The organism is Micromonospora sp. CNZ297 (assembly GCF_007827625.1).
This window is the reverse complement of sequence record NZ_VISU01000021.1, coordinates 14,412-28,140: the sequence shown is the minus strand read 5'-3', so window position 1 is coordinate 28,140 and position 13,729 is coordinate 14,412. Positions and strand designations below refer to the sequence as shown.

Sequence of the window (13,729 nt, the reverse complement as noted above, 5' to 3'; positions counted from 1 at the left end):
CGTCCGGCCGGGTGGCGGCGCCTGTCCGGTCAGCCGGTCAGGCCAGCTCGTCCGGGTCGACCCCGAGCAGATTCGCCACCTGCTCGATGATCACGTCATGCACCAGGTCGGCGAGGTCCTCGCGATCCATCGCGCGGAACTCCAGCGGCCGCCGGTAGAGCACGATCCGCGGCGGCACCTCCTGGCGGCCGGGCCGCCCGGGCAGCAGCCGGGCGAGCGGCACCTCGCCGTCCTCCAGCACGTCCGAGTCGTAGACGTTCAGATCCGGCGGGACGTCCTCGACCGCGAACTCCACCCCGGCCAGTTCCTTGGCGAACCGGCGTTCGAGCGTCTCCACCGTGTCGAGCACCAGATCGTCGAAGACCTCGGCCTTCGTCCGCGCCAGCGGCACCGTGGCCGGCACCAGCCGCCCGCGCAGGCCGCGACCGTGCCGGTCACGGTGGGTGCGCCGGCCGGAGCCGGGGCGGCGGTTCTGGGGGCTCGTCATGACGCACAGGGTAGCCCGCATCGGCGGTCCACCCGCCGTCGCGCGGCCGTCCGGCGTGCCGCTGCGCCGATCGGAGGAATTGTGATCACCATGACGGGCGTGTCGTAACGCGAAGCGGTGCGCCGGACCCGGTAATGGGGATACCCTGCCGCCGTGAGGTCACCACGGCGCTGCTCCCGTAACGGCTGCCCCCGGCAAGCGGTCGCCACATTGACCTATGTCTACAACGAGTCGACGGCGGTGGTGGGCCCGCTCGCGGCATTCGCCGAACCGCACACGTACGACCTGTGTGAGCCGCACGCCCGCAGCCTGACCGCCCCGCGCGGCTGGGACGTGGTGCGGCACGAGGGCGAGTTCGAGCCGCCGCCGCCCACCACCGACGACCTGGTGGCGCTGGCCGAGGCGGTACGCGAGGCCGCACGCCCCGCCCCGCCCCGTCCTCCGGAGGACGAGCCCGCCAAGCCCCAGACCCCCCAGCAGGGCCGCCGGGGCCACCTCCGGGTCATCCCACCCCACCACTGACCGACCGCCGTTCAGGCCCGCGGGCCCCGGCCCTCCACCGGTCGATCATGAAGTTGACGGCGTTTTCGATCTCCCTGAGTGCCGCTAACTTCATGATCAACGGGGTGAGCGCCGGGATGGGTGGCGCGGTCAGTGGCCCAGGAAGCGGTTGAAGAGATCGGCTCGGCGGGACGGGCGGGCGGTACGGTGCTCGCTCTGGTCGGCTGAGGACATCACCCGCAGGCCGGCGTTCATGGCCAGCCAGCGCAGCGGCTCCGGTTCCCAGTGAGGGGAGCGGTGCCCGACCCAGGGCAGCGCCGTGAGGTCGCTCTCCACGCCCCGGATCAGGTCGGCGAGCGTACGCCCGGCGAGGTTGCTGGTGCCGACGCCGTCACCGACGTAGCCGCCGGCCCAGGCCAGCCCGGTACGGCGGTCCAGCCCCACCGACGCGGCCCAGTCCCGGGCCACGCCGAGCGGCCCGCCCCAGGCGTGCGTCACCGGCACGTCCGGCCCGAGCACCGGGAACAGCTCCCCGAGCGCCCGGCGCAGCGCCGCGAACACCCGCGGCTCCCGGTCGAAGCCCTGCCGGACCCGGGAGGCGTAGTGGTAGGGCGCGCCCCGCCCGCCGAACGCGAGCCGGCCGTCGGCGGTGCGCTGGCCGTACACGATGACGTGCCGGTAGTCGGAGAACGTCTCCCGCTCCGCCAGCCCGATCCGCGCCCACGTCTCCTCGGGCAGCGGCGGGGTGGCCACCATCAGCGAGTAGACGGGCGCCACGGTCCGCCGCTGGCCTGGCAGCCCCGGCGTGTAGCCCTCCGTCGCACGCACCACCACGGGCGCCCGGACCACGCCCGCCGGGGTCACCGCCGCGCCGGGCCGCAGCGCGGTCACCGGGGTGCGCTCGTGGATGCGGACGCCCCGGCGCTCCACCGCCCGGGCCAGGCCCCGGACCAGCTTCGCCGGGTGTACGGCGGCGCAGTGCGGGGTGTACGTGCCGCCGCGTACCCCCTCGGCGTTGCAGCGCGCGGCGGCCTCGGCGGCGTCGAGCAGCCTCAGGTCGTCGTCGGTGAGCCCGTGCGCGTGGGCCTGGGCGACCTCGGCGCGGGCCCGCTGGAGCTGGGCCTCGCCACGCGCGAGCATCACCGTGCCGCCGGCCCGCCAGTCGCAGTCGATGCCCTCGGCGGCGGCGACCCGCCCCACCTCGGCGACCGTGTCGTGCATGGCCCGCTGCATGGCCAGAGCCCGGTCCCGGCCGTGCCGCCGGGCCAGCGCCGGCAGCGACGTGGGGAACAGCGCCGAGCACCAGCCGCCGTTGCGCCCCGACGCGCCGTACCCGGCGATCTCCCGCTCCAGCACGACGACGCGCAACGTGGGGTCGGCCTCGGCCAGGTACCAGGCCGTCCACAGCCCGGTGTACCCGGCGCCCACGATCGCCACGTCGGCGTCCGTGTCGCCGGGCAACCCGGGTCGCGGTGTCAGCGGCTCGTCCAGGCCGGACAGCCAGTACGACAGATGCCGGTAGTCGGTCATCGGCGTCAGAGCCGCGACCACGCCTCGGTCAGCACCGCGCGCAGGATCTGCTCGATCTCGTCGAAGTGCTGCTGGTCGGCGATCAGCGGCGGGGCGAGCTGCACCACCGGGTCGCCCCGGTCGTCGGCCCGGCAGTAGAGCCCGGCGTCGAACAGCGCTGTGGACAGGAAGCCGCGTAGCAGCCGCTCGGACTCGGCCTCGTCGAACGTCTCCCGGGTCGTCTTGTCCTTGACCAGCTCGATGCCGTAGAAGTAGCCGTCGCCCCGGACGTCGCCGACGATCGGCAGGTCGTGCAGCTTCTCCAGGGTGGACCGGAACGCGCCCTCGTTCGCCCGGACGTGCCCGATCAGGTCCTCCCGGGCGAACACCTCCAGGTTGGCCAGCGCGACCGCGCAGGAGACCGGGTGGCCGCCGAACGTCACCCCGTGCGCGAACATGCCGGTCTCGGTGAGGAACGGCTCCATCAGCCGCTCGCTGGCGATCATCGCGCCGAGCGGGGCGTAGCCGGAGGTGATGCCCTTGGCGGTGGTGATGATGTCCGGCTGGTAGCCGTAGCGGACGGCGCCGAAGTACTCGCCGAGCCGGCCCCAGGAGCAGATCACTTCGTCGCTGACGAGCAGCACGTCGTACGCGTCGCAGATCTCGCGTACCCGCTCGAAGTAGCCGGGCGGCGGCGGGAAGCAGCCGCCGGAGTTCTGCACCGGCTCCAGGAAGACGGCGGCGACCGTCTCCGGCCCCTCCCGCTCGATCGCCCGGCCGATCTCGTCGGCGGCCCAGCGGCCGAACGCCTCGGCGTCGTCGCCGTGCTCGGGGGCCCGGTAGAAGTTGGTGTTCGGCACCTTGATGCCACCGGGCACCAGCGGTTCGAAGTCGGTCTTGATGCCGGGCAGGCCGGTGATCGACAGCGCGCCCATCGAGGTGCCGTGGTAGGCGATGTAGCGGCTGACCACCTTGTGCTTGGTGGGCTTGCCGGTGCGCTTGAAGTAGGCCCGGGCCAGCTTCCACGCCGCCTCGACGGCCTCGGAGCCGCCGGTGGTGAAGAAGACCCGGTTCAGGTCGCCGGGCGTGAGCGTGGCGATCTTCTCGGCCAGCTCGACGGCCTTCGGGTGGGCGTACGACCAGAGCGGGAAGTAGGCCAGCTCGCCGGCCTGCTTGGCGGCGGCCTCGGCCAGCTCGGCGCGGCCGTGACCGGCGTTCACCACGAACAGCCCGGCCAGCCCGTCCAGGTAGCGGCGGCCCTGCGCGTCCCAGACGTACGCGCCCTCGCCCCGGACGATTGTCGGAACCTCGCCGGCCGGGTAGCTCGCCATGCGGGTGAAGTGCATCCAGAGATGGTCGGTGGCGTTGGCCATGTCAGCCCCATCGGGTCTCGGGCCGGTCAGGGGTGACACCGGCCGCTCTGCCCACGGTTATCCCACAGGCGGTGCCGATAAGGCAAGCGAACAAGCTTCAGCGCGACGGATTCAGCGCCATATCACTTCCCTGCCGACGGAATCCGCATCAGGCGGTGCCCCAGCTGTAGGTCTGCTTGCGCAGCTTCAGGTAGACGAACGCCTCGGTGGAGAGCACCCCGGGCACGCCGCGCAGCTTCTGGAGGATCTCCAGCAGGTGTGCGTCGTTGCGGCAGACCACCTCGGCCAGCAGGTCGAACGAGCCGGCGGTGATCACCACGTAGTCGATCTCCTCGAACTCGGCCAGCCGATCGGCCACGGGTTCCAGGTCGCCGTCGGTGCGCAGCCCGATCATGGCCTGACGGGGGAAGCCGAGCTGGAGCGGATCGGTGACCGCGACGATCTGCATGACGCCCGAGTCGAGCAGCCGCTGCACCCGCTGGCGTACCGCCGCCTCGGAGAGGCCGACCGCCTTGCCGATGCTCGCGTACGGACGGCGCCCGTCCTCCTGGAGCTGCTCGATGATCTGCTTGGCCACGTCGTCGAGCAGAGCGTGATTGGCTCCTTCACGCACCGTGACCCGGCGGGCGCCGTTGGAGTTCTCCTGGTGCCGGTTGACCATCGACGCTCCTCGTGTCCGATTCTCCGTGTTGAGCGTAGTGCCCCGCGCAGTCTGGCGTATTTCGTGGCGACTGGCTATTCCGGCAACGGAATCCCTTGTGAGAGAGGTTTTCTCATGTCAGGATCAGTCGTCCATCGCCACTGACCCTCCCGCCGGCGCGCCGCCCCCGTCCCGCCGCCGACGATGCCCCCCAAGGAGTCGTCACATGCGTAGTCCCCTCCGGCCCCTCACCCGGCGTGGTCTGCTCACCGGGACCGTCGGCTCGGCCGCGCTGCTCGCCACCGCGGGCACCCTGGCCGGCTGCGGGACCAAGGGCGCCCAGCAGACCGAAGCCGGATGCAAGAGCGAGGATCTGTCCGCCACCGAGAAGAAGGTCGCCTTCTCGAACTGGCCGCAGTACATGGACACCGACGAGAAGGACGAGTCCAAGCGCCCCACGCTCGACGCGTTCGTCGCCGCGTCGGGCATCCAGGTGACGTACACCGAGGACGTCAACGACAACAACGAGTTCTTCGGCAAGGTGCGCAACCAGCTCGCCGGATGTCAGAGCACCGGCCGGGACATCATGGTGCTCACCGACTGGATGGCCGCCCGGATGATCCGCCTCGGCTGGGTGCAGAAGCTCGACAAGTCGAAGATGCCCAACGTCGAGGCGAACCTGCTGTCGTCGCTGCGCGGGCGCTCCTTCGACGCCGAGACCCAGCTCGCGGTCCCGTGGCAGTCCGGGCTGGCCGGGCTCGCGTACAACGCGAAGGTCGCCAAGGAGATCCGCACCGTCGACGAGCTGCTCACCCGCCCCGATCTCAAGGGCAAGGTGACAGTGCTGTCGGAGATGCGCGACACCATCGGCCTGCTGCTCCAGTCGCTCGGCCACGACCCGGCCAAGTTCACCCCGGCCCAGTTCGACGACGCGCTGAACAAGCTGAAGAAGGCGGTGGACAGCAAGCAGATCCGGCGGTTCACCGGCAACGACTACGCGCCCGACCTGGCCAAGGGCGACATCGCCGCGTGTATCGGCTGGTCCGGCGACGTCGTGCAGCTCGGCTTCGAGGACGACAAGATCAAGTTCGTGGTGCCCGAGTCCGGCGTGATGCTCTGGTCGGACAACATGCTGGTGCCGAACAAGGCCACCCACAAGGCCAACGCCGAAGCGTTGATGAACCACTACTACGACCCGGCGGTGGCGGCGAAGCTGGCCGCGTACGTCAACTACATCTGCCCCGTGCAGGGCGCGCAGGCCGAGATGGAGAAGATCGACCCGGATCTGGCGACCAACCCGCTGATCTTCCCGGACGACACGATGCTGTCCAAGGCCAAGGTCTTCATGGCGCTCGACGAAGCGCAGGAGAAGGAGTACGAGACCAAGTTCCAGCAGGTGATCGGCGCGTGAAGGGGCAGCAGACCCCGGCCGGTGACCTGCGACTGGTCGACCTGACCAAGCGGTTCGGCGTCTTCACCGCCGTCGACGACCTCACCCTCACGATCCCGCAGGGCTCGTTCTTCGCCCTGCTCGGCGCGTCCGGCTGCGGCAAGACCACCACACTGCGGATGATCGCCGGGCTGGAGCAGCCCACCAGCGGAAAGGTGCTGCTCGGCGAGCAGGACATCGCCGGGCTGCGGCCGTACAAGCGGCCGGTGAACACCGTCTTCCAGAGCTACGCCCTCTTCCCGCACCTGGACATCCAGGAGAACGTGGCGTTCGGGCTGCGCCGCCGCGGCATCCGCAAGGTGAGCGACCAGGTGGAGCGGATGCTCGCGCTGGTGCAGCTCGAAGGGTACGGGCGGCGCCGCCCGGCCCAGCTCTCCGGCGGCCAGCAGCAGCGCGTCGCGCTGGCCCGGGCGCTCATCAACCACCCGCAGGTGCTGTTGCTCGACGAGCCGCTCGGCGCGCTCGACCTCAAGCTGCGCCGGCAGATGCAGATCGAGCTGAAGCGGATCCAGACCGAGGTCGGCATCACGTTCGTGCACGTCACCCACGACCAGGAGGAGGCCATGACGATGGCCGACACGGTCGCGGTGATGAACGCCGGCCGGATCGAGCAACTCGGTGCGCCCGCCGACATCTACGAGTACCCGGCCACCGCGTTCGTGGCGAACTTCCTCGGCCAGTCCAACCTGCTCGCCGCCGAAGCCGGCGGTCGCGCCGCCGACGACGTGCTGGTCACGGCGCACGGCTCGCGCTTCTCGGTGCCCGCCGGCCGGGCCCGGCTCACCGACGGGCCGGCCTTCCTCGGCGTACGTCCGGAGAAGCTGCACCTGGCCGACGGCCCGGACGGGGTGCCGGCCGGGCACCAGCACGTCGGCGGCATCGTCACCGACACCTCCTACGTCGGGGTGAGCACCCAGTACCTGGTGCGCACCGCGTGGGGCAGCGAGCTGTCCGCGTTCGCCGCGAACAGCGGGCTGGGCGGCCGCCTCGCCGTCGGTACGGCGGTGACCGCGCACTGGGATCCGCGGCACGCGTTCCTGCTGCCCCGGGCCGCCGGTGAGGACGACCAGACCGCGCCGCTGCTCGACGAGCCGCCGGTGGGTGCGTCGGCATGAGCGCGCTGGCCCACGTACCGACCTCCGCCGGGAAGCCGGTGCCGCCGCCGGTGCGGCGCGGGCGCAGCCGCCTCCTGCCGTACCTGTTGCTGCTGCCCGGCGCGGTCTGGCTGCTCGTCTTCTTCGCGCTCCCGCTGGTGCAGCTCGCCTCGGCCAGCCTCTACGACCCGGCCGGCTCGCTCTCCACCGGGTACGCCATGACCTGGGCGTTCAGCAACTACCCGGACGCGTTGCAGGCGTACTGGCCGCAGTTCTCCCGGTCGTTCCTCTACTCGGCCATCGCGCTGGTGCTCGCGCTGCTGATGGGCTATCCGCTGGCGTACGCGATCGCGCAGAAGGCCGGCCGGTGGAAGAACCTGCTGCTGGTCGCGGTGGTCGCGCCGATGTTCACCAGCTTCCTGGTGCGCACGCTGGCCTGGAAGACCATCCTGTCGGACAACGGCGCGCTGGTCGGGCTGCTGCGCGACGTGCACCTGCTCGGCCCGGACGGCCGGCTGCTCGCCACCCCGATCGCCGTTGTGCTCGGCCTGACGTACAACTTCCTGCCGTTCCTGGTGCTGCCGCTGTACGCGAGCCTGGAGCGGCTCGATTCCCGGCTGCTGGAGGCGGCGAGCGACCTGTACGCGAGCCCGCTGCGCGCGTTCGCCAAGGTCACGCTGCCGCTGTCGATGCCCGGTCTGATCGCCGGCACGCTGCTGTTCTTCATCCCGGCCACCGGTGACTACATCAACGCCGAGCTGCTCGGTACGCCGAACGAGTACATGATCGGCAACGTCATCGACTCGGCGTTCCTGGTCCGGCTGGACTATCCGCAGGGCGCGGCGCTGTCGTTCCTGCTGATGGCCGCGATCCTGGCGATCGTCTTCGTCTACCTGCGAAAGGCCGGCACGGAGGAGGTTCTGTGAGCGCGAGGAGCGCAGCGAAGCGGAGCCCCGCAGTCGCGAACGAAAGGCGGGCGCTGTGAGCGGACTCAGGCGCTGGCTCGCCGACCGGTGGGTGATGGGCGTGGCACTGCTCGTCCTCGGCTACCTGACGCTGCCGATCATGGTGGTCGCCGGGCTCTCCTTCAACCGGCCCTCCAGCCGGCTCTCCTACGACTTCAACGAGTTCACGCTTGACAACTGGAAGCAGCCCTGCGCCACCTCGGACATGTGCGACGCCGTGGTGCGCAGCATGCAGATCGGCCTCATCGCCACGGTCGTCTCCACGCTCCTCGGCACGCTGATGGCGTTCGCCCTGGTCCGGCACAGCTTCCGCGGCCGCTCCGGGCTCAACGGGCTGATCTTCCTGCCGATGGCCACCCCGGAACTCGTGATGGGCACCTCGCTGCTCGCCCTCTTCGTCGCCGCCGGGGTGCCGCAGGGCTTCTGGACCATCGTCATCGCGCACGTCATGTTCTGCGTGTCGTTCGTCGTGGTCACCGTGAAGGCCCGGCTCTCCGGCATGGACCGGCGGCTGGAGGAAGCCGCGATGGACCTGTACGCCAGCGAGTGGCAGACCTTCCGCCGGATCACACTGCCGCTCGTGCTACCCGGCATCGTGGCCGCCGCGCTGCTGGCGTTCTCGCTCAGCTTCGACGACTTCATCATCACGAACTTCAACGCCGGCACCACTGTCACGTTCCCGATGTACGTCTGGGGCGCCTCCCAGCGGGGCATCCCGCCGCAGGTGAACGTGATCGGCACGGCCATGTTCGTGATCGCGTTGCTGCTGGTCGGGGCCACCTCGCTGCGCGGGCGGCGGGCGCGACGGGCCGCCCTCGCGATGGTCGCCACACCGGCGGGCAAGCCATGACACTCCCGCATACCGGCCGGGCGCTGGCCGACGCCGCGCCCGTGTCGTACTGGCTGGACCGCCCGGCTCGCCCCGACCCGCTGCCGCCGCTGGCCGGGACGCACACCGCCGACCTGCTCGTGGTCGGCGGCGGGTACGCCGGGCTGTGGACCGCGCTGCTCGCAAAGGAGGCCGACCCGGACCGCGACGTCCTGCTCGTCGAGGCGGGCACGTGCGGCTGGGCGGCGTCCGGGCGAAACGGCGGGTTCTGCGCCGCGTCGCTGACCCACGGGCTCGCCAACGGCGTCGAGCGGTTCCCCGGCGAGATCGGCGAGCTGGAACGGCTGGGCCGGGAGAACCTCGACGCCATCGCCGCCACCGTGGCGAAGTACGACATCGACTGCGACTTCGAACGCACCGGCGAGCTGGCGGTTGCTGTCGAGCCGTACCAGCTCGACGGGCTCGCCGCCGACGCCGACCTGGCCCGCCGGTACGGCCACGACGTGCGGCTGCTCGACCGAGACGAGGTACGCGCCGAGGTGGCGTCGCCGACGTACCTGGGCGGGATGTGGGACCGCGACCGGGTGGCCCTGATCGACCCGGCGAAGCTCGCCTGGGGACTGCGCCGGGCCGCGCTCGACCTGGGCGTACGCGTGCACGAGCACACCCGCGTCACCGGCCTGACCGGCGACGGCGCCGGGCTGCGCGCCACCACGGCGGGCGGCGCGGACGCGGCGCCCGGCGCGGTACGGGCGCGGCAGGTCGTGCTGGCCACGAACGCGTTCCCGCCACTGCTGCGCCGGCTGCGCTCCTGGATCGTGCCGGTCTACGACTACGCGCTGATGACCGAGCCGCTGACCGGGGCGCAGCGCGACGCGATCGGCTGGCGGCACCGGCAGGGGCTCGCCGACACCGGCAACCAGTTCCACTACTACCGGCTCACCGCCGACAACCGGATCCTGTTCGGCGGCTACGACGCCGTCTACCACTACGGCAACCGGGTGGCGCCCGCGCTGGAGCAGCGCGAGGCCACCTTCACCACGCTGGCGTCGCACTTCTTCGCGACCTTCCCGCAACTCGACGGGCTGCGGTTCAGCCACCGCTGGGGTGGCGTCATCGACACCTGCACCCGGTTCTGCGCGTTCTTCGGCACCGCGTACTCCGGACGGCTGGCGTACGCGGCCGGGTTCACCGGGCTCGGCGTCGGCGCGACCCGGTTCGGGGCCCGCGTGACGCTCGACCTGCTCTCCGGCACTGACACCCCGCTGACCCGGCTCGACCTGGTGCGCCGCAAGCCGCTGCCGTTCCCGCCGGAACCGGCCCGGTCCGTGGGCATCAACCTCACCCGATGGTCGCTCGCCCGCGCCGATGCGCGGGACGGACGGCGCAACCTCTGGCTCCGTACTCTCGACCGTCTTGGACTGGGGTTCGACTCCTGATGCGTATCCTCCTCGTCGGCGCCGGTGGCGTCGGCTCCGCCGCCGTATCCATCGCCGCCCGCCGTACCTTCTTCGAGATCATGGTGGTCGCCGACCACGACCCGGCGCGGGCCGCGCGGGCCGTCGCCGGGCACGGCGACCGGTTCGTCGCCGCCACAGTGGACGCCGCCTCCGCCGACGCGGTGGCCGCGCTGTGCCGGGAACACCGGATCACGCACGTGCTCAACGCGGTGGACCCGCGCTTCGTCATGCCGATCTTCGACGGCGCGTTCGCCGCCGGGGCCGACTACCTCGACATGGCGATGTCGCTGTCCCGGCCGCACCCCGAGCACCCCTACGCCGAGACCGGGGTCAAGCTCGGCGACGAGCAGTTCGCCGTCGCGGAGCAGTGGGCCGCCGCCGGACGGCTCGCGCTCTGCGGCATCGGCGTCGAACCGGGCCTGTCCGACGTCTTCGCCCGCTACGCCGCCGACGAACTCTTCGCCGAGATCGACGAGATCGGGGTACGCGACGGCGCGAACCTCACAGTCGCCGGGTACGAGTTCGCGCCCTCGTTCTCCATCTGGACCACCATCGAGGAGTGCCTCAACCCGCCGGTGATCTGGGAGGCCGGGCGCGGCTGGTTCACCACCGAACCGTTCAGCGAGCCGGAGGTGTTCGACTTCCCGGCCGGGATCGGCCCGGTCGAGTGCGTCAACGTCGAACACGAGGAGGTGCTGCTCATCCCGCGCTGGGTGCCGGCGAAGCGGGTCACCTTCAAGTACGGCCTCGGCGCCGAGTTCATCGAGGTGCTGCGCACGCTGCACAAGCTCGGGCTGGACTCCACCCAGCCGGTGCGGGTACGCGGGGTCGACGTGTCGCCGCGCGACCTGGTGGCCGCCGCGCTGCCCGACCCGGCCACGCTCGGCGACCGGATGAGCGGCAAGACCTGCGCCGGCACGTACGTCACCGGCACCGGGCCGGACGGGCGGCCCCGCCGCGTCTACCTCTACCACGTGGTCGACAACGAGTGGTCGATGGCCGAGTACGGCCACCAGGCGGTGGTCTGGCAGACCGCCGTCAACCCGGTCGTCGCGCTGGAACTGCTCGCCACCGGCGCCTGGTCCGGCACGGGCGTGCTCGGCCCGGAGGCGTTCCCGCCGACCCCCTTCCTGGACCTGCTCACCGGCTACGGTTCGCCGTGGGGGATGGAGGAACGATGACCCGGTACGGCCCGATGTACGGTCCCGACATCACGTTCCTGGGTGTGCCGCCGTGCACAGTCGAGGAACCGGTCACGTACGCCGACGCGGACGTGGTGATCATCGGGGCGCCGTTCGACGGCGGCACCTCGCACCGGCCGGGCACCCGGTTCGGGCCGTCCGCCATCCGGCAGGCCTGCTACCTGCCGCACGACGGCTCCCGCCCCTCGCTGGCGCTGCGCGTCGACGGGCTGAAGGACCTCTGCGTCTACGACGCCGGGGACGTGGAGATGTTCAGCGGCGACATCGAGCGCTCGCTGGCCGCGCTGGAGACCGCCGTGCACGCGGTCGCCGCCGCCGGGGCGATCCCTGTGGTGCTCGGCGGCGACCACTCCATCGCGCTGCCCGACGCCACCGGGGTGGCCCGGCACCACGGGCTCGGCCGGGTGTCGCTCGTGCACTTCGACGCGCACGCCGACACCGGCGACGTCGAGTTCGGCTCGCTGCACGGCCACGGTCAGCCGATGCGCCGGCTCATCGAGTCCGGCGCGGTACGCGGTGACCGTTTCCTCCAGATCGGGCTGCGCGGCTACTGGCCCGGCCCGGACACGCTGGCGTGGATGGCGGAGCAGCGGATGCGCTCGTACGAGATGACCGAGATCGTGGCGCGCGGGCTGGACACGTGCCTCACCGAGGCGTTCGGCATCGCGACCGACGAGTGTGAGGGCGTGTTCCTCTCCGTCGACGTGGACGTGGTCGACCCGGGCATGGCACCCGGCACCGGCACGCCCGAGCCGGGCGGGTTCACCTCCCGGCAACTGCTCGACGCGGTGCGCCGGGTCTGTTACGAGCTGCCTGTGGTCGGGCTGGACGTGGTCGAGGTAGCCCCGCCGTACGACCACGCCGACATCACCGCGTACCTGGGCAACCGGGTGGTGCTGGAGGCGCTGTCCGCGATAGCCCGCCGCCGCCACGACGCCGAAACCGGAACCCCGTGGAACCCCACCCAGCCGCTCCTGGATGACCGCTGACTGGTAGGCCGGGATGTTTAGCCCGGGCTATACTCAGGGCATGGGTGCGGACGGGAAGCGCTGGTCGGTCCGGGTCACCGGAGAGGTCCGGCACTGGCTGCGCGACCTGCGGGACCACGACCCGGCGTCGTACGAGAGCGTCCGGGTGGCGGTGGACAAGCTGGCCGAGGTCGGGCCGGGGCTGGGTCGCCCGCTCGTGGACACGCTGCGTGGAAGCAGTCTCCGTAATCTGAAGGAGCTGCGGCCCCGCTCCGGTCGGGACGTGGCTATCCGGGTGCTGTTCGTCTTCGATCCCTGGTCGCAGGCGGTCCTCCTGGTCGCCGGCAACAAGGCGGGCAACTGGACCCGCTGGTACCGGCAGCACATTCCGGCGGCGGAGGTTGCCTACAAGGCTTGGCTCGACAGCGAGCGCGAGCGAAGGGGGGAGTCGTGACGGAGTTCTATCACTGGGACGAGGTCCGCGCCGAACTCGGCGGTGACGACGAGGCGTACGAGGCGGAGCGCGCCCGGACCGACGCGTGGGTGAGCGCGTTCCACCTGGCCGAGGAGCGCAAGCGGCTGGGGCTCACCCAGCGGCAGGTCGCCGAGATCATGGGGGTCACGCCGGGCCGGGTCAGCCAGATCGAGAACGGCGACCTCGACGTCAACGAGGTGGCCACGCTGAGCCGGTACGCCAATGCCCTCGGCGCCCGGCTGCGGATCATCTTCGACTACGGCGACGACCTCCGGCAGATCGCCTGACCGGAGGCCGCCGATGCGGTCAGGGGCGGGCGCAGTGGGGGCGCAGGCGTACGCGTTCGGTGGTCTCGGTGAGGGAGTTGGGCTCGATCACCAGGCGGGCGATGGTGGTGGCGGGGCCGGGGCGGAATCTGCCCTGGTCGGCGGGGATGGTCGCGGTCCACGTGCCGGCGGTGCGCTCGTCGGTGCACGCGCCGATCACGCCGAACCCGAAGCCGGTGACCGACCCGCGCCGTACCCGCTGGTCGAGGTGCACCTCGATGTACGCGAGGCCGCGCTCGGCCCCGCAGTCGAACCGGCCGCCGACGGTGGCGGTGTGCGCCCGCACGTCGGCGGCGCCGAACCAGTTGACGGAGATGCTGGGGGAGGCGGCCGGGGCGGCGACGGCGGCGCCCGGCGCGAGCCCGAGCGTGGCGGCGGTGGCCAGGGCGGTGAGGCCGGCGGCGAGCACTGGCTGTCGGACCGGGTTCATGCGCGGTCTCCTGTCGGGCG

At 71.6% G+C, this 13,729-nt stretch carries 15 protein-coding genes; 10 read left to right on the top strand and 5 right to left on the bottom strand.

Annotation, left to right across the window (positions count from 1 at the left end; genetic code table 11):
- Positions 1-37 precede the first annotated feature (37 nt).
- Positions 38-487: a metallopeptidase family protein gene (locus FB454_RS27755; RefSeq protein ID WP_018787548.1), complete on the bottom strand. Its 450-nt coding sequence runs from the start codon at positions 485-487 to the stop codon at positions 38-40.
- 153 nt (positions 488-640) lie between these two features.
- Between FB454_RS27755 and FB454_RS27750 the strand changes: the two genes are divergently transcribed.
- Positions 641-1,009 (top strand): DUF3499 domain-containing protein, encoded by a 369-nt coding sequence (locus FB454_RS27750; RefSeq protein ID WP_013284163.1) that lies wholly within the window; start codon positions 641-643, stop codon positions 1,007-1,009.
- Positions 1,010-1,138: 129 nt separating this feature from the next.
- Here FB454_RS27750 and FB454_RS27745 read toward each other — a convergent pair whose 3' ends face one another.
- The 3 genes from FB454_RS27745 to FB454_RS27735 all read right to left on the bottom strand — a co-directional run bounded on the left by FB454_RS27745 (position 1,139) and on the right by FB454_RS27735 (position 4,531).
- Positions 1,139-2,518: an NAD(P)/FAD-dependent oxidoreductase gene (locus tag FB454_RS27745; RefSeq protein ID WP_145823820.1), complete on the bottom strand. Its 1,380-nt coding sequence runs from the start codon at positions 2,516-2,518 to the stop codon at positions 1,139-1,141.
- A gap of 5 nt (positions 2,519-2,523) precedes the next feature.
- Positions 2,524-3,870: an aspartate aminotransferase family protein gene (locus tag FB454_RS27740; protein ID WP_030271188.1), complete on the bottom strand. Its 1,347-nt coding sequence runs from the start codon at positions 3,868-3,870 to the stop codon at positions 2,524-2,526.
- Between the two features lie 148 nt (positions 3,871-4,018).
- Positions 4,019-4,531 carry an Lrp/AsnC family transcriptional regulator gene (locus FB454_RS27735; protein WP_145823799.1) on the bottom strand — a complete coding sequence of 171 codons (513 nt, stop codon included), beginning with the start codon at positions 4,529-4,531 and terminating at the stop codon, positions 4,019-4,021.
- Between the two features lie 205 nt (positions 4,532-4,736).
- Here FB454_RS27735 and FB454_RS27730 point away from each other — a divergent pair, with 205 nt between their 5' ends.
- The 9 genes from FB454_RS27730 to FB454_RS27690 are packed head-to-tail and all read left to right on the top strand — an operon-like array spanning position 4,737 to position 13,240.
- On the top strand, positions 4,737-5,921 hold the full coding sequence (locus tag FB454_RS27730) for a polyamine ABC transporter substrate-binding protein (protein WP_030271186.1): 1,185 nt from the start codon (positions 4,737-4,739) through the stop codon (positions 5,919-5,921).
- Positions 5,918-7,075, top strand: a complete 1,158-nt coding sequence (locus FB454_RS27725; protein WP_145823798.1) for an ABC transporter ATP-binding protein — start codon at positions 5,918-5,920, stop codon at positions 7,073-7,075. Before FB454_RS27730 ends, FB454_RS27725 begins: the two co-directional genes overlap by 4 nt.
- The gene (locus tag FB454_RS27720; RefSeq protein ID WP_013284169.1) at positions 7,072-7,980 is read left to right on the top strand and encodes an ABC transporter permease; all 909 of its coding nucleotides are present in this window, start codon (positions 7,072-7,074) and stop codon (positions 7,978-7,980) included. Before FB454_RS27725 ends, FB454_RS27720 begins: the two co-directional genes overlap by 4 nt.
- Before the next feature lie 55 nt (positions 7,981-8,035).
- Positions 8,036-8,869, top strand: coding sequence for an ABC transporter permease (locus FB454_RS27715; RefSeq protein ID WP_030271181.1), 834 nt, complete (start codon positions 8,036-8,038; stop codon positions 8,867-8,869).
- Complete coding sequence (locus tag FB454_RS27710; RefSeq protein ID WP_145823797.1) at positions 8,866-10,287, top strand: NAD(P)/FAD-dependent oxidoreductase; 1,422 nt, start codon at positions 8,866-8,868, stop codon at positions 10,285-10,287. Before FB454_RS27715 ends, FB454_RS27710 begins: the two co-directional genes overlap by 4 nt.
- A complete protein-coding gene (locus FB454_RS27705) occupies positions 10,287-11,489 on the top strand; it encodes a saccharopine dehydrogenase family protein (protein ID WP_145823796.1) in 1,203 nt (400 codons plus the stop codon). The genes FB454_RS27710 and FB454_RS27705 overlap by 1 nt, the downstream gene beginning before the upstream one ends.
- Positions 11,486-12,499 carry an agmatinase gene (gene speB, locus FB454_RS27700; protein WP_043326451.1) on the top strand — a complete coding sequence of 338 codons (1,014 nt, stop codon included), beginning with the start codon at positions 11,486-11,488 and terminating at the stop codon, positions 12,497-12,499. Before FB454_RS27705 ends, speB begins: the two co-directional genes overlap by 4 nt.
- A 40-nt stretch (positions 12,500-12,539) precedes the next feature.
- Complete coding sequence (locus FB454_RS27695; RefSeq protein ID WP_186461666.1) at positions 12,540-12,932, top strand: type II toxin-antitoxin system RelE/ParE family toxin; 393 nt, start codon at positions 12,540-12,542, stop codon at positions 12,930-12,932.
- Positions 12,929-13,240: a helix-turn-helix domain-containing protein gene (locus tag FB454_RS27690; protein WP_013284175.1), complete on the top strand. Its 312-nt coding sequence runs from the start codon at positions 12,929-12,931 to the stop codon at positions 13,238-13,240. Before FB454_RS27695 ends, FB454_RS27690 begins: the two co-directional genes overlap by 4 nt.
- Positions 13,241-13,259: 19 nt before the next feature.
- Here the strand turns inward: FB454_RS27690 and FB454_RS27685 are convergent, their stop codons facing one another.
- Complete coding sequence (locus FB454_RS27685) at positions 13,260-13,709, bottom strand: hypothetical protein (protein WP_013474091.1); 450 nt, start codon at positions 13,707-13,709, stop codon at positions 13,260-13,262.
- Between the last annotated feature and the right edge of the window lie 20 nt (positions 13,710-13,729).

Bases quoted from the DNA above. Each gene is read 5' to 3' on its own strand.
- FB454_RS27755 (WP_018787548.1), bottom strand. From the start codon at position 487: ATGACGAGCCCCCAGAACCGCCGCCCCGGCTCCGGCCGGCGCACCCAC.
- FB454_RS27745 (WP_145823820.1), bottom strand. From the start codon at position 2,518: ATGACCGACTACCGGCATCTGTCGTACTGGCTGTCCGGCCTGGACGAG.
- FB454_RS27740 (WP_030271188.1), bottom strand. From the start codon at position 3,870: ATGGCCAACGCCACCGACCATCTCTGGATGCACTTCACCCGCATGGCG.
- FB454_RS27735 (WP_145823799.1), bottom strand. From the start codon at position 4,531: ATGGTCAACCGGCACCAGGAGAACTCCAACGGCGCCCGCCGGGTCACG.
- FB454_RS27730 (WP_030271186.1), top strand. From the start codon at position 4,737: ATGCGTAGTCCCCTCCGGCCCCTCACCCGGCGTGGTCTGCTCACCGGG.
- FB454_RS27720 (WP_013284169.1), top strand. From the start codon at position 7,072: ATGAGCGCGCTGGCCCACGTACCGACCTCCGCCGGGAAGCCGGTGCCG.
- FB454_RS27710 (WP_145823797.1), top strand. From the start codon at position 8,866: ATGACACTCCCGCATACCGGCCGGGCGCTGGCCGACGCCGCGCCCGTG.
- FB454_RS27705 (WP_145823796.1), top strand. From the start codon at position 10,287: ATGCGTATCCTCCTCGTCGGCGCCGGTGGCGTCGGCTCCGCCGCCGTA.
- speB (WP_043326451.1), top strand. From the start codon at position 11,486: ATGACCCGGTACGGCCCGATGTACGGTCCCGACATCACGTTCCTGGGT.
- FB454_RS27695 (WP_186461666.1), top strand. From the start codon at position 12,540: ATGGGTGCGGACGGGAAGCGCTGGTCGGTCCGGGTCACCGGAGAGGTC.
- FB454_RS27685 (WP_013474091.1), bottom strand. From the start codon at position 13,709: ATGAACCCGGTCCGACAGCCAGTGCTCGCCGCCGGCCTCACCGCCCTG.